The organism is Mesorhizobium sp. M0029 (assembly GCF_040323735.1).
GTDB lineage: Bacteria > Pseudomonadota > Alphaproteobacteria > Rhizobiales > Rhizobiaceae > Mesorhizobium.
This window is the reverse complement of the sequence record NZ_JAMYVF010000010.1, coordinates 104,442-122,623: the sequence shown is the minus strand read 5'-3', so window position 1 is coordinate 122,623 and position 18,182 is coordinate 104,442. Positions and strand designations below refer to the sequence as shown.

At 65.0% G+C, this 18,182-nt stretch carries 16 protein-coding genes; 11 read left to right on the top strand and 5 right to left on the bottom strand.

Annotated features, from left to right (window positions below; genetic code table 11):
• The first annotated feature begins 141 nt into the window (after positions 1-141).
• The 4 genes from NKJ76_RS18050 to NKJ76_RS18035 are packed head-to-tail and all read left to right on the top strand — an operon-like array spanning position 142 to position 3,483.
• Positions 142-1,023 (top strand): branched-chain amino acid ABC transporter permease, encoded by an 882-nt coding sequence (locus NKJ76_RS18050; RefSeq protein WP_023683565.1) that lies wholly within the window; start codon positions 142-144, stop codon positions 1,021-1,023.
• Positions 1,020-1,982, top strand: a complete 963-nt coding sequence (locus NKJ76_RS18045; protein WP_352538020.1) for a branched-chain amino acid ABC transporter permease — start codon at positions 1,020-1,022, stop codon at positions 1,980-1,982. Before NKJ76_RS18050 ends, NKJ76_RS18045 begins: the two co-directional genes overlap by 4 nt.
• Entirely contained in the window at positions 1,979-2,704 is a 726-nt protein-coding gene (locus NKJ76_RS18040; protein ID WP_352538019.1) for an ABC transporter ATP-binding protein, read from the top strand. The genes NKJ76_RS18045 and NKJ76_RS18040 overlap by 4 nt, the downstream gene beginning before the upstream one ends.
• Positions 2,701-3,483 (top strand): ABC transporter ATP-binding protein, encoded by a 783-nt coding sequence (locus tag NKJ76_RS18035; RefSeq protein ID WP_352538018.1) that lies wholly within the window; start codon positions 2,701-2,703, stop codon positions 3,481-3,483. The genes NKJ76_RS18040 and NKJ76_RS18035 overlap by 4 nt, the downstream gene beginning before the upstream one ends.
• Positions 3,484-3,644: 161 nt before the next feature.
• Here NKJ76_RS18035 and NKJ76_RS18030 read toward each other — a convergent pair whose 3' ends face one another.
• Positions 3,645-5,012 (bottom strand): sodium:proton antiporter, encoded by a 1,368-nt coding sequence (locus tag NKJ76_RS18030; protein WP_352538017.1) that lies wholly within the window; start codon positions 5,010-5,012, stop codon positions 3,645-3,647.
• Between the two features lie 85 nt (positions 5,013-5,097).
• The gene (gene pncA / locus NKJ76_RS18025; RefSeq protein WP_352538016.1) at positions 5,098-5,712 is read right to left on the bottom strand and encodes a bifunctional nicotinamidase/pyrazinamidase; all 615 of its coding nucleotides are present in this window, start codon (positions 5,710-5,712) and stop codon (positions 5,098-5,100) included.
• A 383-nt stretch (positions 5,713-6,095) separates the two neighbouring features.
• On the opposite strand from pncA, the gene NKJ76_RS18020 reads away from it, so the two are divergent.
• The 6 genes from NKJ76_RS18020 to NKJ76_RS17995 are packed head-to-tail and all read left to right on the top strand — an operon-like array spanning position 6,096 to position 13,373.
• Positions 6,096-6,959, top strand: a complete 864-nt coding sequence (locus NKJ76_RS18020) for an FAD binding domain-containing protein (protein ID WP_352538015.1) — start codon at positions 6,096-6,098, stop codon at positions 6,957-6,959.
• Between the two features lie 11 nt (positions 6,960-6,970).
• Positions 6,971-9,916: a molybdopterin-dependent oxidoreductase gene (locus NKJ76_RS18015; RefSeq protein WP_352538014.1), complete on the top strand. Its 2,946-nt coding sequence runs from the start codon at positions 6,971-6,973 to the stop codon at positions 9,914-9,916.
• Positions 9,913-11,454 (top strand): 6-hydroxynicotinate reductase, encoded by a 1,542-nt coding sequence (locus NKJ76_RS18010; RefSeq protein WP_352538013.1) that lies wholly within the window; start codon positions 9,913-9,915, stop codon positions 11,452-11,454. Before NKJ76_RS18015 ends, NKJ76_RS18010 begins: the two co-directional genes overlap by 4 nt.
• On the top strand, positions 11,454-12,338 hold the full coding sequence (locus NKJ76_RS18005; protein WP_023826644.1) for a UPF0280 family protein: 885 nt from the start codon (positions 11,454-11,456) through the stop codon (positions 12,336-12,338). Before NKJ76_RS18010 ends, NKJ76_RS18005 begins: the two co-directional genes overlap by 1 nt.
• Positions 12,331-12,915 carry an amino acid synthesis family protein gene (locus NKJ76_RS18000; RefSeq protein ID WP_023806235.1) on the top strand — a complete coding sequence of 195 codons (585 nt, stop codon included), beginning with the start codon at positions 12,331-12,333 and terminating at the stop codon, positions 12,913-12,915. Before NKJ76_RS18005 ends, NKJ76_RS18000 begins: the two co-directional genes overlap by 8 nt.
• Complete coding sequence (locus tag NKJ76_RS17995; RefSeq protein ID WP_352538012.1) at positions 12,912-13,373, top strand: MarR family winged helix-turn-helix transcriptional regulator; 462 nt, start codon at positions 12,912-12,914, stop codon at positions 13,371-13,373. Before NKJ76_RS18000 ends, NKJ76_RS17995 begins: the two co-directional genes overlap by 4 nt.
• 1 nt (position 13,374) lies before the next feature.
• On the opposite strand, the gene NKJ76_RS17990 is transcribed toward NKJ76_RS17995, so the two are convergent.
• Together NKJ76_RS17990 and NKJ76_RS17985 are read right to left on the bottom strand one after the other, a co-directional pair.
• Positions 13,375-14,490: an aminomethyl transferase family protein gene (locus tag NKJ76_RS17990; RefSeq protein WP_352538011.1), complete on the bottom strand. Its 1,116-nt coding sequence runs from the start codon at positions 14,488-14,490 to the stop codon at positions 13,375-13,377.
• A 70-nt stretch (positions 14,491-14,560) separates the two neighbouring features.
• Entirely contained in the window at positions 14,561-15,331 is a 771-nt protein-coding gene (locus tag NKJ76_RS17985; protein WP_352538010.1) for an ABC transporter substrate-binding protein, read from the bottom strand.
• Between the two features lie 254 nt (positions 15,332-15,585).
• On the opposite strand from NKJ76_RS17985, the gene NKJ76_RS17980 reads away from it, so the two are divergent.
• A complete protein-coding gene (locus NKJ76_RS17980; protein ID WP_352538009.1) occupies positions 15,586-16,476 on the top strand; it encodes an SGNH/GDSL hydrolase family protein in 891 nt (296 codons plus the stop codon).
• 22 nt (positions 16,477-16,498) lie between these two features.
• Here the strand turns inward: NKJ76_RS17980 and NKJ76_RS17975 are convergent, their stop codons facing one another.
• A complete protein-coding gene (locus NKJ76_RS17975) occupies positions 16,499-18,181 on the bottom strand; it encodes a hydantoinase B/oxoprolinase family protein (protein WP_352538008.1) in 1,683 nt (560 codons plus the stop codon).
• Position 18,182: the final 1 nt, after the last annotated feature.

The window sequence follows — 18,182 nt, the reverse complement described above, 5'->3', positions numbered from 1 at the left end:
TTGTGGGGAGGGTCGGCACGCAAGCTTCGCACTTTTGCGAAGCTTGCGAGACGGGGTGGGGGTCGCGACGGCCCGTGCCCAACCCCCACCCGACCGCTGCGCGGTCACCCTCCCCACAAGGGGAGGGTAAGGGCGCCCTGAATGCATTTCGGACCCCACCTCCTCCTCGCCGCCCTCGAAGGCCTTGTCACCTCCGCCGTGTTGGCGCTGACGGCGCTTGGGCTGTCGCTGGTGTTCGGCGTCATGCGCGTCGTCAACGTCGCCCATGGCGAGTTCTTCATGCTGGGCGCGGTGCTGGCCTGGGCGATCTCGACGGCGATACCCGGCCATCCCACGCTCGGCTTCCTGGCGGCGCTGGTGATTGCGCCGCTGATTGTCGGCGCCATTGCGCTGGTAGCCGAGCGGCTTGTGCTGCGCCGGCTCAATTACAATCCGGAAGCCACCATCGTCGCCACGATCGGCATGCTCTACATCATCCAGCAGCTGGCGTTGAGCTTCTATGGCCCGGAAGCGCGCCCGGTGGAGCCGCCCTTCAGCTACCGCATCCTTTTGCCCTGGTTCGGCTATTCCGGCTACAAGCTGTCGATCATTGCCGCTTCGGCCCTTCTGCTCATCGCCACCTGGCTGGTGCTGACGCGCACCAAGATCGGCCTCATCATGCGCGCCACCCAATATGACAGCGAAACGGCGCAGGCCTTCGGCATTCCGGTCGCCCGCGTCTATGCCGGCGTCTTCGCGCTCGGCGCCATGCTGGCGGCCATCGCCGCCGTGCTGATCGTGCCGATCAGTCAGGCGCACTACCTGATGGGGCAGGACCCGCTGCTGTTGTCCTTCATCGTCGTCATCATCGGCGGCCTCGGCTCGCTGCGCGGCACGGTCGTCGCCGCCGTGCTGATCGGGCTGTCCGACGGCATCATCTCGGTGTTCTTCTCGCCGACTTTGGCCAAGATCATCGCCACGCTGCTGGTGGCCATGGTGCTGGTGTTCAGGCCGCAAGGCCTGTTCGGGCAGGCGCCGCGATGAGCGAAGCTTCGCCGGCGAAAGCCTATGCTCTGCATATCGGCGCCATCGCGCTGCTGTTCGCCCTGAGCTTCGTCCTGCCGGATTATCATCACGGCCTGCTCGCCCGCATCATGGTGCTGGCGGTGTTCGCCATGGGCTACAACATGCTGTTCGGCTATGTCGGCCTGCTCAGCCTCGGCCACGCCATGTTCTTCGCCGCCGGGCTCTATGGCGCTGGTCTCGCCGTCATCCATCTCGGCTGGAGCGTGCCTTTGGCTTTCCTCGCCGGCATCGCCTGCGGCGCGCTGCTGGCAGTTGTGATCGGCCTGCTGGCGCTGCGCACCACCGGCGTCGCCTTCATGATCGTCACCATGATGTTCGCGCAGGTGTTTTACCTCGTCATCCTCTATTTCGCCGCCTGGACCGGCGGCGACCAGGGTCTGGTGGTGCCGCAGCCCGCGCGGGTTCTGGCCTTCGGCGCGACATCGCTCGACCTAACCAACCCGACCGTGCGCTACATGAGCGCGCTGGCGCTGTTCTCGGTCGTGCTGCTGATCACCCTCGCCCTCGTCCGCTCCCGCTATGGCCGCGTGCTGGTCGCGGTGCGCGAGAACGAGGAGCGCACGAAAATGCTGGGCTACGACACCTTCTCCAACAAGCTGATCGCCGTCGTCGTCTCCGGCACCATTTGCGCCGCCTCGGGTGCGGCCTATGCGCTGCTGTTCGGCTATGTCGGCTCGAGCTTTGCCTCGGTGCAGTATTCCATCCTGCCGCTGCTCTGGGTGCTGCTCGGCGGCGCCGCCACGACGCTGGGTGCGCTGCTTGGCACTGTGTTCATGTACTATGTCATCGACACCGCCAGCGGTTACACCTCCGCCTATCTCGTGATCGTCGGTATTGCGCTCATCCTTCTGGTGCTGTTTTTCCCCAAAGGCATTCTGGGCACCATCCGCCAGCGCTGGCTCGGGTGGCTCCCATGATGCCGTTGCTGACCACCAAAGGCCTGGCGCGCAGTTTCGGCGGCCTGCGTGCCGTCGACGGTGTCGATTTTCAGCTGATGCCGGGCGAGATCCGCGCCGTCATCGGTCCCAATGGCGCTGGCAAAACCACCTTCGTGAGTCTGGTCAGCGGCCGCATTCAGCCATCGTCCGGCATGATCGTCTTCGACGGCGCCGACATCACCAGCCAGCCGGCTTATCTCAGGGTGCGCCGGGGCATCGCCTACACCTTCCAGATCACCAGCGTCTTCGCCAACCTCTCTGCCTACGATAATGTCGCGCTGCCGGTGCAGCGCACGCTGACCGATGCCCGCTCGAAAGGTGCGGTGCGCACCGGCGTCATGGCCGCGCTGGAACGCACCGGACTGGCCGGCCGCGCCCATATGCCGGCCGGCCAGCTTTCCTACGGCCACCAGCGCCTGCTGGAAGTCGCGATGGGCCTGGCGCTTAAGCCGCGGCTTTTGATCCTCGACGAGCCGACGCAGGGGCTGGCCGACAGCGAGATCGACAATTTCATCGGACTGGTGCGCGAGATTGCCAAGAGCGCCACCGTGCTCCTGATCGAGCACAACATGCCGGTCGTCATGCAGCTGGCCGACCGCATCACGGTCTTCAACGCCGGCAGGATCCTGGCCGAAGGCACGCCCGAACAGGTTCGCGCCAACACACAGGTGCAGGAAGCCTATCTGGGGACGGCGCCATGAGCGAAGCCCCCAAGACTGAGGCCCCCAAGACTGAGGCCCCCAAGACTGAAGCCCACGAGACTGAGGCCCACGAGACTGAAGCGCTGACCATCTCCAGGCTCGACTGCTTCTATGGCGAGGTTCAGGTGCTCTATGGGCTCGACCTAGTGCTCAACAAGGGCGAGGTGCTGTGCCTGTTCGGTCGCAACGGCGCCGGCAAGACGACGACGCTGAAAGCGATCATGGGGCTGGTTCGCTCGAGCGCCGGTTCGATCCGGCTCGCCGGCAAGGAGTTGACCGGCCTGCCGGCGCACGAGGTGCCCAAGGCCGGCGTCGCCTATGTACCGCAGGGCAGGCGGCTGTTCGCCGAGATGACGGTGGCGGAAAACATCGAGATCGGCCTGATGGCGCGCGGCAAGGGAAGAGCGACGCGTGAGAGCGTGCTCGACCTCTTCCCGCTGCTGCGCCAGCGGCTGCGCCAGCGCTCCGGCACCTTGTCCGGCGGCGAGCAGCAGATGCTGGCCATGGCCCGTGCGCTTTGCCTTGAGCCGCAGGTTCTGCTGCTCGACGAGCCGACCGAAGGGCTGATGCCGTCGATGATCGCCAAGATCCGCGAGACGGTGGTCAAGCTGCGTGAGCTTGGTGTCTCCACCATTCTGGTCGAACAGCGCGTCGATGCCGTGCTGTCGGTCGCCGACCGCGTCTGCTTCATCGAAAACGGCCGTAACCGCGAGACGGTGGATGTCGAACAGCTTCGCGCCGATCCGTCGGCGGTGCGCCGATATGTAAGCGTCGGCTAAGATTACCCTCCCCCTTGTGAGGGTCCGAAGGACGGGCGAGACCCGTGGCTCGCCCCGGCAAGTGGCTGCGAAGCAGCCGGGTGGGAGCGGCGCCGACCCCCACCCGGACCTTCGGTCCGACCTCCCCACACGGGGGAGGTAAGGGCCCAGCGCCCTTCGCATCACGCAAAGAAGACAAAACCTGTAATCAGAAATATCGGGATCAGCACCACGCCCGACCACGCCATGTAGCCGAAGAAGCCCGGCATCTTCACACCGCGGTGTCGGGCGATGGCGTAGACCATGAAGTTGGGTGCATTGCCGATATAGGTGTTGGCGCCCATGAACACCGCGCCGGCCGAGATCGCGGCCAGCGTCGAGGCCGCCTCCGTCATCAGGTGCCGCGCGTCGCCGCCTGCGAGTTCGAAAAACACCAGATAGGTCGGCGCATTGTCGAGGAAGGACGACAGCCCGCCGGTCAGCCAGAAATAGGCGAGATCATTGGGCTGGCCGGTGGGTGACGTCACCAGCGCCACCAGCGGCGCCAGCGCGCCGTCATGGCCGGCGCGAAGGATGGCAATGACCGGCACGATGCAGATGAAGATGCCGGCAAACAGTTTTGCCACCTCCGCGATCGGGCCCCAAGTGAAGCCGTTGGCCTCGCGATGGCTCTTGAGGGAAACGACAAGCGACAGCCCGGCGAGCGCCAGGATGATGGCATCGCGCACCAGGTTCTGCAGTTCGAGGCCGACGCCGAGGATAGAGAAAGTCACGCCCGGCTTCCAGGCAGCTGAAAGCAGGATCGCGGCAATGACGCCGGCCAGCAACGGCAGATTGGCCAGGCCGCGAAGGCGCACCTTCGTATCCGGCGTCGGATCCTTGATCTTCGGCGCGCCGCCTTCGCGGCGATGCAGCATGATGTCGATGGCCAGGAAGACAAGCAGCACCAGGCCACCGGTAAACAGCGTCTCGCGCCAGAGGTTCGCCGACGTCCAGAAGAAGTCGACGCCGCGCAGGAAGCCGACGAACAATGGCGGGTCGCCCAAGGGCGTCAACGAGCCGCCGATGTTAGACACCAGGAAGATGAAGAAGATGACGACATGGGCGTTGAACTGCCGGTTGTCGTTGGCGCGCAGCATCGGCCGGATCAGGATCATCGAGGCGCCGGTGGTGCCGATCACCGAGGCCAGCATCGCCCCGACGAGCAGCAGCCCGGCATTGACCAGCGGCGTGCCATGGATGTTGCCGGCGACAAGGATGCCGCCCGAAATGGTGTAGAGCGCGAACAGCAGGATAATGAACGACATGTATTCGGTGAGCAGCGTGTGCAGCACGGCTTCACCGGCTACCGGAACGCCGAATGCAACCATCAGGGGGATGACCGCCAGCGCTGCCCAGCCGGCGGCGATCTTGCCGTAGTGATGCTCCCAGACATGATGGAACAGCAGCGGTCCGGTGGCGATCGAGAGCAGCAGGCCGGCGAAAGGCAGCGCCCACCACAGCGACATGGCAGCATCGGGCAGGCCGCGGGCCTCGGCCGCGAAGGCCATTTGCGGAGACGCAGCGGAAGCGAGTACACCTGCCGCCAAAGCCTTCCCCAACTGTGTGCAGCCCCCTCGATGCCCCACGATCCAGTCACTCCGAGATCGGGTCTTCGAGCCTCACCCCGGCATCGCGCATCCGCTTCAGCATCGCCTCGACCGACCCGTTGAGATCGATGCCGCGGCAGGCGTCGAGCCGCACCGTCGTCGTGAAGCCTTGCTTGACCGCGTCGAGGGCCGAGAAGGCGATGCAGAAGTCGGTCGCCAGACCAACCAGGGTCACGGTGCCGATGCCGCGCTCCTTGAGGTAGCCGGCGAGCCCGGTCGGCGTCTTGTGGTCGTTCTCGAAGAAGGCGGAGTAGCTGTCGATATCGGGGCGGAACCCCTTGCGGATCACCAGCTCGGCCTTGGTCCAGGCGAGCCCCGAGTGAAAATCCGAGCCGAGGCTGCCCTGGATGCAATGGTCGGGCCACAGAGTCTGCGGCCCATAGGGCATCTCGATTGCGCTGAAGGGCTGCGCCCCCGGATGGCTGGAGGCAAAGCTCGAATGTCCGGCCGGGTGCCAGTCCTGCGTCAGCACGACATGCTCGGCATGCCGAATCAGATCGTTGACCAGCGGCACGATTTCGTCGCCGCCGGCAACCGCCAGTGCGCCGCCGGGGCAGAAGTCGTTTTGCAGGTCGATGACAACAAGCGCTTCGTCGGCCATGGCGCCTCTCCTCTTCTACGTCTCGAACGGGGGATCGAGTGAAATACGCCGCTGATGCGACCGGATGCAGAAACTTGACCGGATGGCCGCCTGCGTCAACCTCCTACAGCGCCGCGCGTCCCCTTCGGACGCGCAAAGGACGCTGTAGCACTTTACCTTGCGCAGGATCCTTTCCGAAAATCGATTCCGATTTTTGGGGATCGTGCGCGGACGTAACAAATGCGTGGCGGCCGGGTTCCCTTAAACTCCGGCTTTGACAATTTCCGCCAGCTTGATATCATTTGCATACGAATGAATTTGGCCTGATCAGACACTGGCGGGTTCGGGAAGACCCCACCCTTGAAGGCCCCAATGGGAAGGCCGATTTTTTTGGAAGGCAAAGCGTGATCCGTTACGCGAAACCCACCACGCTCGACGAGGCGCTCGCTCTGCTGGGCGAGGGCGCCTGGCGCGTGCTTGCCGGCGGCACCGATTTCTATCCGGCGCAGGGCGCCAAACCGTTCCGCGACAATGTTCTCGATATTAACGGCCTGGTCTCGCTGCGCGGCATTGCCGAGACCGAAACTCATTGGGTTTTGGGCGCCCGCACCACCTGGACCGACCTTGTCCGCCATCCATTGCCGGCGGCTTTCGATGCGCTGAAGCAGGCCGCGCGCGAAGTGGGCTCCCTGCAGATCCAGAATGTCGCCTCGATCGCCGGCAATCTCTGCAATGCTTCGCCTGCCGCCGATGGCGTTCCGGGACTGCTGGTGCTGGACGCCGAGGTCGAGCTGCGCTCTGCAGCCGCGACGCGTAATCTGCCGCTGCAGGAGTTCATTCTCGGCAACCGCCGCACCGCGCTGCTACCGGGCGAGCTGGTCACCGCCATCCGGGTGCCGAAGCCCAGGGCCGCCGGCACGTCGGCCTTCGTCAAGCTCGGTGCGCGGCGCTACCTCGTCATCTCCATCGCCATGGTGGCGGCGCGCCTCGTTGCCGAGAATGGCATGGTCATGGAAGCCGCTGTCGCGGTCGGGTCCTGCTCGGCCGTCGCCAGGCGGCTCGCCGCTGTCGAAGCCGTGCTGGTGGGCAAGCCTGTCGGCCCGGCACTCGCCGATGCTCTCCTGTCCGCGCCGATGGCCGAGCTCTCGCCGATTGCCGACGTGCGCGGCAGCGCCGAATACCGGCTCGACGCAGCGCGCGAGCTTGTCGCCCGCGCCGTGCTGAGGGCTTGCGGACTGACGAACGACAACAGCATGGTGGCGGCATGAGCCACTCCGAGATGATTGAAGCCCTGCCCGACCTCGTGCCGGGCGTCGGCCTCGATCGCGCCGAGATCGCCTTCGCCGTCAATGGCGCCGCCGTCTCGGTCAATGTGCCGCCGCTGCGCCGGCTGTCGCAGGTTTTGCGCGACGAATTGCAGCTGACGGGCACCAAGGTTGGCTGCGATGCCGGCGATTGCGGCGCCTGCACAGTGCTGGTCGACGGCGACGCCGTCTGCGCCTGCCTGATGCCGGCGGCCTCCGCAGCCGGGACGTCCGTAACGACCGTCGAAGGCCTCGCCGATCGCCGGCTGTCGGCGCTGCAGGCGTCTTTCCTGGCGCATGGCGCCGCGCAATGCGGCATCTGCACGCCGGCGCTGCTGGTCGCGGCAACGGCGCTGCTGGATGGCACGCCGAATCCGACCGAGACCGAGGTGCAGGATGCGCTGGGCGGCATCCTCTGCCGTTGCACCGGCTACAGAAAGATCATCGCGGCAGTGATGGATGCGGGACGGTTCGAGACGTCGACCGACGGCGCTGCCCCTCATCCGCCTGCCGGCACCCTCACCCCGTATAGTGACGGGGAGAAGGGAAGTGCTCCAGCGCCGACGCTCCCCGCTCCCCGTTCTTCACGGGGAGAGGGTAAGGGTGAGGGGCAGCGCCAACGTCATTCGTTGGAATTCAACTTTGAACGTAGAATGCCAACCACAGGGAATGCTGTAGGCGCCTCCCCGGTCCGGCTCGACGGCGTGCCAAAAGTCACCGGCGCTGAAAAATTCGGCGGCGATTCCTTTCCCGCCGATGCGCTGGCTGTGCTGGTGGTCCGCTCGCCGCATTATCATGCCGGCTTCGCCTTCGGCGACCTGGAGGGCTGGGTGAAGTCGCATCCCGGCACCGTCGGCGTCTTCACCGCCGCCGACATTCCGGGAAAAAACTGTTTCGGCGTCATCGGTCCGTTTGCCGACCAGCCGGCGCTGGCCGAAGGCTTTGCGCGGCTGCGCGGCGAGGCAGTGGCGCTGGTCGCCGGCGAGCGCGAGGCCATGCTCGATCTCGACCTCCAGGATTTCCCGGTCCGCTGGACCGAGCTGCCGCATTTTCTGCAGCCCGGCGACGCGCAGGCAGAAGGGGCGGCGCTCATCCACGCGAACCGCTCGGCCAATTTGTTGACCAAGGGCTTTGTCGAGCGCGGCGACCCCGAGGCGGCGCTTGGCGAGGCTGCTTACACGGTGTCCGGTGCCATCGACACCTCCTATGTCGAGCACGCCTATATCGAGCCGGAAGCCGGCCATGCCTACATGGACGGCGACACGCTGGTCGTCGTCGCCTGCACCCAGGCCCCCTATATGGACCGTGACGAAACGGCAAAGGTGCTCGGTCTTGCCGTCGACAAGGTGCGCATCGTGCCGACCGCGACCGGCGGCGGCTTCGGCTCGAAGCTCGACGTGTCGCTGCAGCCGCTCATCGGCCTTGTGGCACTGAAAACCGGCCGGCCGGCGGCGCTTGCCTACACCCGCACCGAATCGATGATGTCGACCACCAAGCGCCACCCCGCCGAGATGAAGGCGACCATCGGCGTAGATGCCGAGGGCCATGTCACCGGCATGGTCTTCACAGGCGATTTCAACACCGGCGCCTATGCCAGCTGGGGCCCGACCGTCGCCAACCGCGTGCCGGTGCATGCCTCCGGTCCCTATGCGACGCCGAACTACCGCGCCGAAGGCCGCGCCATCCACACCCACGGGCCGATTTCCGGCGCCTTCCGTGGCTTCGGCGTGCCGCAGGCGACGATCATGCAGGAGACGCTCTATGATGAGCTCGCCGGCAAGCTTGGCATGGACCGGCTCGATTTTCGGCTGAAGAACTGCCTTCGGAACGGATCCGAAACGGTTACCGGACAGCGGCTGGAGTCGGGCGTCGGCATTTTCGAGTGCCTCGACTCCTTGCGACCGCATTGGGCTCGCGCGAAGGCCGACGCAGATACATTCAACAATGCCAATACGAGCAAAAAGCGCGGCGTCGGCATCGCGTCCTGCTGGTATGGCTGCGGCAACACCTCGCTGCCCAATCCGTCGACCATCCGGGTCGGTATCTCGCCAGAGGGGGAGGTCATCCTGCATCAGGGCGCCGTCGATATCGGCCAGGGCTCCAACACCGTCATTGCCCAGATCTGCGCCGACGCACTTGGCCTGCCGCTGGAAAAATTCAAGCTGAGAAGCGCCGACACCGCGATCAGCCCGGACGCCGGCAAAACATCGGCCTCGCGCCAGACTTTTGTCACCGGCAAGGCGGCCGAAAAAGCCGGCCGCGCCTTGCGCGAAAAGATCCTGCGCTTTGCCAATGTCTCGGAGAACGCGGCCCTGCAATTGGACGGCCCGGCGATCGTCATTCGTGAGGGCGAAGCCACTCGGCGTATCGATCTCGCCGCGCTCGATGTCGATGCGGACAGTTTCGTCTTTCGCGCCGAGGAGACCTACGATCCGCCGACGCTGCCGCTCGACGCCAAGGGCCAGGGCAAGCCTTACGCCGTCTATGGCTATGGCGCGCAGATCGCCGAACTGGAGGTCGACCTCAAGCTCGGCACGGTGAAGCTCTTGAAAATCACCGCCGCGCACGATGTAGGCAAGGCGATCAATCCGCTGCTGGTCGAAGGCCAGATCGAGGGCGGCATCGCGCAAGGCATCGGCATGGCGCTGATGGAGGAATACATCCCCGGCCGCACCGAGAATTTGCACGACTATCTCATCCCGACCATCGGCGACGTGCCTGAGATCGAGCACATTCTGATCGAGGTTCCCGATCCGGAGGGACCGTTCGGCGCCAAGGGCCTGGGCGAGCATGTGCTGATCCCGACCGCACCCGCCATCCTCAACGCCATACGCCACGCCACCGGCGTTCTCATCACCAAGGTTCCGGCGACGCCGGCGCGCATCCGCGCTGCTATCCGCGACAAGGAGGCACGCCGATGAGCGAGCTTGCCGAACGCTTCGAAACCCACGATCCCGGCGAAAAGCTGGTGGCGGAAAAGATCCGGTGCGATGCCTGTCCGGTGATGTGCTACATCGCCGATGGCCGCACCGGCGCCTGCGACCGCTACGGCAATGTCGGTGGCCGCATCGTGCGTACGGACCCGCTGACCATCCTCGACCATGCGGCAGAGAGCGGCGCCGCGGTCGTGCCCTTCACCGCCGAGGGCGAGCAATGGGACGGCGAACTGGTCAACACCGGCCGCCGCTTCGTCACTGCAATCGGCGCCGGAACCACCTATCCCGATTACAAGCCGGCTCCCTTCATCGTCAGCCAGGAGGTCGAGGGGGTCGATCTGGTGACCGTGGTCACCGAAGGCATTTTTTCGTACTGCGGCGTCAAGGTGAAGATCGACACCGACCGCCATCTCGGTCCCGAAACGGCAATCGTGCGCGCGCAAGGCGAGCCGATCGGCCACGTCACGACAGGCGAATACGGCTCGCAGATGCTGTCGCTCGGCGGAGTGCATCATTTGACCGGTGGCTCTAAGGCCGAAGGCCGGGCAACCTGCGACGCGATGCTCGGTCTGTGCAATCGCAAGCCGGTCGAACTGACCATCGATGGCGGCGCCACCATCATCGTCGAAGCCGGCAAACCACCTGTCATCGACGGCAAGCAGGAACACCGCATGCGGGTCGGCTGCGGCTCGGCGACGATCGGCATGTTCGCCACGCAATGGCGCGGCCTTGTCGACGAGGTGGTGGTGGTCGACGACCATATCACCGGCGTCGTCTCCGAGCATCAGGCCGGCAAGGTGCTGGGCTGGCAGGACACCGGCATCAAGATCATCGGCCGCCGTTCGACGCCGGGCCGCTATTTCAAGGTTTCCGAGCCCGGCCTCGGCTGGGGCGGCACCTCGATTTCCGACCCGCTGTCGATCCTCGGCGAATGGAACGCCAAGAAGGGCGCCCGCCCCGGCCTGTCGCTGCTGATGGTGTCGACCACCGGCGAGCAGTTCGCCTATTACGAGCTCGACGACGAGTTGAAGCCGGTGGAAAAACCGTTCCCCGAGCGGCTGCAGAAATCGGTCGGCCTGATCGAGGACAATTGCGAGCCGGCGCTCTGCACCGTGCTGTTCATCGGCGGCGCCGGCGGTTCGCTGCGCGCCGGCGTCACCGAAAACCCGGTCAATCTCACCCGCTCGGTGCAGGGCTTGAATACCTATGTTACCGTTGGCGGCGCGCCGGTCTATGTCTGGCCGGGCGGCGGCATCACGCTGATGGTCGACGTCATGCGCGTGCCGGAAGGCGCCTTCGGCTATGTGCCGACGCCGGCGCTGGTGGCGCCGATCGAATTCACGCTGCGTCGCGACGACTATGTCCGGCTGGGCGGCTACGAGGCCGAGATACGAAGCGTCGAGGATATCGTTGCCAAAGGCGGCGAGTATCTCAACCCGCGTCGCGGCTCAGCCGCCGAGGCTCAAAACCCATGGCCGCCGCTCGCGCAATTGCGCCGCGTCGGCTCGAACGGGGCCACCTGATGCAAGGCCCGCAAGTCCACTGGCTGCAGGACGGTAAGCGGCTGCACCTCAACCACGGGCCGATCGACCTGATCGTCGAAGCCTTTGGTGAGGCGGCTGAGTGTCGTGCCGCCTACGATCAGGCGATCGAGCGCTTCCAGACGATCCTGATCGAGTTGGTCGAGGAGCTTCCCGAATTGCGGCTGCCGGCATTTTTCCTGGCGCCGCGCACCTTCGCCGGCCCGACGGCGCGGCGCATGGAAGCAGCCGTCATGCCCTTGGCGGAATGCTTCATCACGCCGATGGCCGCCGTCGCCGGATCGGTAGCCGACGAAATGCTCTCGGCATTGCTTGCCGGTCGCAGACTCGACCGGGCCTATGTCAACAATGGCGGCGACAGCGCCCTCCATATCGGCAAGGGCCAGTCGATGAACCTAGCGATCGCCGGCACCGGCAACGGCATGGCCGACCGCCTCACCATTCGCTCGGCGGACGGCGTGCGCGGCGTCGCCACCAGCGGCTGGCGCGGCCGTTCGTTCTCGCTTGGCATTGCCGACGCCGTCACCGTGCTGGCGCACACCGGCGCCGAGGCCGATGCGGCCGCGACACTCATTGCCAACGCCGTCGACCTGCCCGGCAATCCCGCCATCAAGCGCATTCCCGCGCAGGACTTGGCGCCCGACAGCGATCTCGGCGCGCGGCTGGTGACACAAGCCGTCGGCATGCTCGCGCGTGGCGATGTGGAGCGGGCGCTGGACAATGGCCTTGCCGTCGCCGAAGATTTTCGCCGGCGCGGCCTGATTGCCGCATCGGCGCTGTTTCTAGGTGGGGAAGCGCGCATCAGTGGTTCCATGGCGCTTGCCGCGCCCAACAAAAATCCAGGGAAGGAAGTCGCCCATGCCTGAGTTTCCGATCCGCAAAATCGCGGTTCTGACCGAAGAGATCTTTCACGATGGCGGGCCGGTCGCAGCTGCGCCGCGCCGCCGCGCTGCAGCCGTGGCCCTGGTGAAGAACCCGTTCGCCGGCCGCTACGTCGAAGAACTGCAGAGCGCCATGGACGATCTGAAGCCGCTCGGCCTGCTGCTCACCGACAAGCTCATTGCCGCATTGGGCGGCGACATCAAGCAGATCGACGCCTACGGCAAGGGCACCATCGTCGGTTCGTCAGGGGAGCTGGAGCACGGCGCGCTGTGGCATGTGCCGGGCGGTTACGCCATGCGCGAGCGGCTGGGCGACGCCAAGGCGATCGTGCCGTCGGCAACCAAGGTCGGCGCCTTCGGCTCGCGGCTCGACGTGCCGCTCGGCCACACCAACGCCGCCTATGTGCGTAGCCATTTCGACGCCATGGAGGTCGGTCTCAGCGACGGGCCGCGCGCCGACGAAATCCTGTTCTGCCTCGCCATGAGCTGCGGCCCCCGCGTGCACGACCGCATGGGCGGCCTGGCGGTCGGCGACATCAAGGCCTGGGACGGCTTGCGATGAGCGGCGGGGACAATCTTCTCAAGCTCGTCGAGGCCGAAGAGCCCGACGAACATGACTACCGCCTGCAGGAGCAGGTCGGCTTCGTCCTGCGCAAGGCGCATCAGCGCCATGTCTCGATCTTTGCCGCCCAGATCAGCGACCTGACGCCGCCGCAATTCGCTGCACTTGCCAAGCTGCACGACGTCGGCGAGACCTCGCAGAACCAGTTGGGCACGCTGATCGCCATGGATGCGGCGACGGTCAAGGGCGTCATCGACCGGCTGAAGGCGCGTGGCCTGGTCGATCTGACCAAACACGAGGTCGACAAGAGGCGGCTGCTGGTCAACCTCACGCCAGAGGGACGCGAGGCGATCGAACGGCTGATCCCGTTGGCCCGCGCCATCACCCAGGAGACACTGGCGCCGCTGACGGTCAAGGAAGCGGCCACGTTTATGCGGCTGCTAGCGAAGTTAGCCTGATTTAGGCCCGCAGCCGAGCGCCTTCAGGATCGAAGAACGGCATCGGCGCCACCACCGCGCGGGTCGGCTTGCCGTCAATGTCGATGCTGAGTTCGGTCCCGATGGCGGTGAACGGCAGCCGCAAATGCGCCGTCGCCAGAACTTTGCCTAAGGAATAGCCGTGATCGCTATAGGTGACGACACCGGCATCCTCGCCGTCGGCGAAAACCCTGGCATCCGTCGCGGCCGGCTTGTCACCGTCGAGAATCAGCCCGGTCCAGCGTTCGTCGAGCCCCTTGCCGCGAATTGTGAGCAATGCCTCGCGGCCGATGAACTCGCCCTTGTCGAACTTGATCCAGCGATCGAGCCCGACATGGAAGGGCGTACGGCTCTCGTCCATGTCGATGCCATGCGCCGGATAGGCCTTTTCCAGCCCGAGCGTGAACATGGCCAGCACGCCGTATGGCTTCAAGCCGAAATCGCCGCCGGTCCGCACCAGCGCGTCCCAGACGGAAGTCGCCTCGTCCGCCGGCACGAACAGTTCGAAGCCGAGCTCGCCGGTCACCCCGGTGCGTGAGATCAGGACTTTGGTCTCGCCGACGCGCCCTGAAGTGAACGCCCAGCGTTTCAACTCATCGAGATCGGCATCCGAAACCAGTGCTTTCAGCAGCTCGCGGGAGCGCGGCCCCTGTATGGTCGGGAAGGCGACGGCCGCGGTGATGTCGGTGACATAGGCCTTTCGCGCTTCAGCATGATGCTGCAGCCAGGGCAGCATCTTCAGCCGGTTGACCGAGCCGGTCACCAGCATGAAATGCTCAGGCGCCAGCCGGAACACGGTGAGGTCGTCCATGATGCCGCCATCGTCGCGGCAGACGGTGGAATAGCGCACCTGGCCGGGGCTCATCGCGGCCGCATCGTTGACGATAACGTGGTTGACCAGCGCCTCCGCTTCCGGCCCCTTGATGTCCATCTTGCCCATGGTGCTGAGATCCTGCACGCCGACATTCTTGCGCGTGTTCAGATGCTCGTCGGCGATGCCGGAATAAGTTTTGGCCGAGACGAAGTCGCCGCCGACCCGGCCCATCGTGGCGCCGAGGCCAACGATGCTGGTGTAGAAAGGGGAGCGCCGCTCAACCAAGAAACTTCTCCGTCATCTCATGAAAACGGCAGCGCCGGGTGGCGCTGCCGAGGTCGGGTTGGCTGAGGGATTAACCCCCGTAGACGTCGAAGGCGAAGTACTTGTCGTTGATTTCCTTGTACTTGCCGTTGGCGCGCAGCGCCTCGATTGCGGCATTGAACTTGTCGGCAAGTTCCTTGTTGCCCTTTTGCAGGGCGATGTCGACGCCGGGGCCGTGAATGGCCGGATCGGCGGTCAGCGTGCCGAGCAATTTGCAGCAGGCGCCATCGGGCTTCTTCAGCCATTCGGTCAGGATGATCGAGCCGTCCATCATCGCGTCGAGCCGGCCATTGGCCATGTCGGTGCGGGCGTCGTCGCCCGTCGGATAGGCTTTCACGGTCGAGCCGGAGTATTTCTGCTCGGCGAAATTCTGGTGGATGGTTGCGCTCTGCACGCCCAGCACCTTGCCCTTCAGATCGTCCGGCGATGTGCCGGCGATGGTCGAATCCTTCGGCACGGCGATGGCCGGCGGCGTCTGGTAATATTTGTGGGTGAACTCGACCTTCTCGGCCCGTTCCGGCGTGATGGTGATGTTGATGATGGCGTCGAACTTGCCGGCCTGCAGCGCCGGAATGGAACCATCGAAATCCTGTACGGAGAATTCGCACTCGGCCTTCATCTCGGCACACAGCGCCTTGCCGAGGTCGATGTCGAAGCCGCCCAGCGTGCCGTCCGAATTGGCATAGTTGAAAGGCGGATAGGCGCCCTCGGTCCCGATCCTGAGTTTCTCGGCGGAGGCAGCACCGGTCCCAAGCAGCAGGGCGGCGGAAGCGGCAAGCACGAAACGACCGAAAAGACGCATGTTCCTGATCTCCGTTGACTAAGCAATTCCAGGGAAGGTGTTGGCGGTTTCCCGTCCGGAATTGCGCGAAAACAAGGATAGAAGTCTATGGTCTTTTGCAGGCCCCACGGAGACGGAAACGACATGCTCTGCGGCGATCACGGCGCGGCAAGCCGTCCTTCCCCAGGAATCTTACTGTGATCTAAATTACAGACCGATCATGGACATGGGCGCATGTTCAGCTGGAAGTAGACGGTCGTGGGAGGGACCTGGGGATGGACCAGCAGGAATTCGTGCAGGAAGCCGCGCAGCGGCGCATAGACGACGACATCGCCAAGCGCATCAAGGTTCACCAGGCCAACATCGAGCGGCTCGAAACCGCAAGGGAAAGCGCCGGCAATCTCGAGGCGGCCGTCGCCAACCGGCCGCTGGTGATGCTGGCGCAGGGCGATTCCTGGTTCGACTATCCGCTCACCGGCAACGGCTTTCCGTTCGTCGACACCGACGTGATCGCGCAGCTGCGCCGCATCGGCTCGATGCCGCCGACCATCCTCAACCTTGCCCATCATGGCGATGCGGCGACCGACGAGATGTCGTTGCCCAAGCAGCAACGGATGATTTCAGCCCTGCGCAACAAGGCCAACTGGCTGGACGGCAAACCCGATGCCATCCTGTTCTCTGCCGGTGGCAACGACATTGCCGGCGACCAGTTCTGCATCTTCCTCGACTTCAATGACGGCCACGCCCCCGGGCTGAACAAGAACCGCTTCACCAAGGCGCTCGGCATGGTCGAGGCCTGCTATCTCGATTTGTTCGCGCTGCGCGACCGCGTCGCGCCCGGCGTGCCGATCTTTGGCCATTGCTATGATTTTCCGATCCCGAACGGAGCGCATCCGTCCTGTGTCGGCCCGTGGCTGAAACCGTCGCTCGATTTCTGCAACTGGACGGTGGCCAAGGGCACGGTCATCGTCCACGACGCACTGGCGGCATTCCGCGATGTGGTGAAGCGCCTGGCCGACGAGCCCAAAAACAATTTCCATCTGGTCGACACGCAAGGCACGCTGAAAGTAGCCGACTGGGCCAACGAACTGCATCCCGATCCCGCCGGCTTCAAGAAGATCGCGCAGAAATTCGCCGATGCGCTGAAGGCCAAGCTGCAGACCTGACGCGGCTCGGGCTTGTCGGCTCTCAGGTTCCGAACAGCTCTTTGGCTTGTTCATCGGTGTAGTAACCAAGCCGGACATCCTCGGCGACCAGTTTCGGATCGCGCTGGCGCGGATCGCCATAGCCGCCACCGCCCGGCGTGCCGACGCGCACGCGGTCGCCGGCCTTGAGCGCGATGTCCTGTTCCTTGGACAGATGCGGCGGCACATGTGCCTCGCCGTCGCGGAACACGGTCACCGTGTTCACCGCGCCGTCCTTGCCGCCGAGCGCGCCTTGCGGGCCGAAACGGCCATGGTCCATGACGAAGGACGCGCGCGCCTCTCCTCGCAATATCTCGACCTCATAGGCGAGGCCAAAACCGCCGCGCTGCTTGCCGGCGCCGCCGGAGCCTTCGCGCAAGGCATAGTGGCGGTAGAGAACCGGAAAGGCCTGCTCCATAATCTCGACCGGCGGCGATTTCGAAATGCCGATGGTCGAGCAGCCATTGGTCAGGCCGTCATGGCCGGAATTGCCGCCATAGCCGCCGCCGGAGATCTGATACATCACATAGTCGCGGCCGCGCGCCGGATCGTTGCCGCCGAGCGCGAAATTGCCGCTGGAGCCGGCGGGTGCAGCCGTCACCTTTTCCGGCAGCGCCTGCACCATCGCCGCGAACACCGCCTCGGCGATGCGCTGCGACACCTCAGCCGCGCAGCCCGAGACGGGCCGCGGGTATTTGGCATCGAGAAACGTGCCTTCTGGCCGTTTGACGATCAGCGGCTCGAAAGCCCCGGCGCTGATCGGCACATCGGGAAAGATATGGCGCATGGCGAGATAGACCGAGGATAGCGTCGTCGCCAGCACGCTGTTCATCGGCCCCGCGCAGGGTTTTGAGGAACCGGTGAAATCGAAGGTCAGCGTGTCGCCCTTCTTCTCCACCGCAAGTGCAATGGTCAGCGGCTCGTTGACCACGCCGTCCGAGTCGACAAAGGCCTTCGAGCTATAGGTGCCGTCTGGAATGGCGGAGATGTTGGCGCGCATCTGCTCGGCGGCGCGGCGACGCAGTTCGGCGATCGCCCCGACGACGGTTTCGTCCCCGTAGCGATCGAGGATTCCATTGAGCCGGTCCTGACCGATCAGCAGTGCCGCGGCTTGCGCTCTTATATCGCCGATGCGCTGGTCGGCGACGCGGATGTTGGAGGAGATGATGGCGTAGATTTCCGTGTCCAGCACGCCCTTCTTGAACAGCTTGACCGGCGGCAGCCGCAGGCCTTCCTGCTCGACGGCTGTGGCGGAAGCGGAGAAGCCGCCCGGCACCGAGCCACCGATATCGGGCCAGTGGCCGGTATTCGATAGCCAGCAAAATATCTTGCCGTCGCGATAGACCGGCATGGCGAAGCGCACATCCATCAGATGCGTGCCGCCGAGATAGGGATCGTTGACGATATAGATGTCGCCCGGCTCAGGTGGCAGGCAGCGGCCGGCGGCGATCATCTCGATCACCGTCCTGGTCGAATACTGCATGACGCCGACGAACACCGGCAGGCCCTGGCTGCCTTGTGCGATCAGCGAGCCGTCGACGGCCGAGTAGATGCCGTCGGAGCGGTCATTGGCTTCGGCGATGACAGGCGAGAAGGCCGCGCGGGAGAAAGTGAGATCCATCTCGTCGCAGACCTGCTGGAGGGCAGCCTGCAGGACCGAAAGCGTGATGGCGTCGAGCTTTTGCATC

What these genes read in the sequence shown, in the direction of transcription:
- NKJ76_RS18050 (WP_023683565.1), top strand. Translation starts at nt 142, where the DNA reads ATGCATTTCGGACCCCACCTCCTCCTCGCCGCCCTCGAAGGCCTTGTC.
- NKJ76_RS18045 (WP_352538020.1), top strand. Translation starts at nt 1,020, where the DNA reads ATGAGCGAAGCTTCGCCGGCGAAAGCCTATGCTCTGCATATCGGCGCC.
- NKJ76_RS18040 (WP_352538019.1), top strand. Translation starts at nt 1,979, where the DNA reads ATGATGCCGTTGCTGACCACCAAAGGCCTGGCGCGCAGTTTCGGCGGC.
- NKJ76_RS18035 (WP_352538018.1), top strand. Translation starts at nt 2,701, where the DNA reads ATGAGCGAAGCCCCCAAGACTGAGGCCCCCAAGACTGAGGCCCCCAAG.
- NKJ76_RS18030 (WP_352538017.1), bottom strand. Translation starts at nt 5,012, where the DNA reads ATGGCCTTCGCGGCCGAGGCCCGCGGCCTGCCCGATGCTGCCATGTCG.
- pncA (WP_352538016.1), bottom strand. Translation starts at nt 5,712, where the DNA reads ATGGCCGACGAAGCGCTTGTTGTCATCGACCTGCAAAACGACTTCTGC.
- NKJ76_RS18015 (WP_352538014.1), top strand. Translation starts at nt 6,971, where the DNA reads ATGATTGAAGCCCTGCCCGACCTCGTGCCGGGCGTCGGCCTCGATCGC.
- NKJ76_RS18010 (WP_352538013.1), top strand. Translation starts at nt 9,913, where the DNA reads ATGAGCGAGCTTGCCGAACGCTTCGAAACCCACGATCCCGGCGAAAAG.
- NKJ76_RS18005 (WP_023826644.1), top strand. Translation starts at nt 11,454, where the DNA reads ATGCAAGGCCCGCAAGTCCACTGGCTGCAGGACGGTAAGCGGCTGCAC.
- NKJ76_RS18000 (WP_023806235.1), top strand. Translation starts at nt 12,331, where the DNA reads ATGCCTGAGTTTCCGATCCGCAAAATCGCGGTTCTGACCGAAGAGATC.
- NKJ76_RS17995 (WP_352538012.1), top strand. Translation starts at nt 12,912, where the DNA reads ATGAGCGGCGGGGACAATCTTCTCAAGCTCGTCGAGGCCGAAGAGCCC.
- NKJ76_RS17985 (WP_352538010.1), bottom strand. Translation starts at nt 15,331, where the DNA reads ATGCGTCTTTTCGGTCGTTTCGTGCTTGCCGCTTCCGCCGCCCTGCTG.
- NKJ76_RS17980 (WP_352538009.1), top strand. Translation starts at nt 15,586, where the DNA reads ATGGACCAGCAGGAATTCGTGCAGGAAGCCGCGCAGCGGCGCATAGAC.
- NKJ76_RS17975 (WP_352538008.1), bottom strand. Translation starts at nt 18,181, where the DNA reads ATGCAAAAGCTCGACGCCATCACGCTTTCGGTCCTGCAGGCTGCCCTC.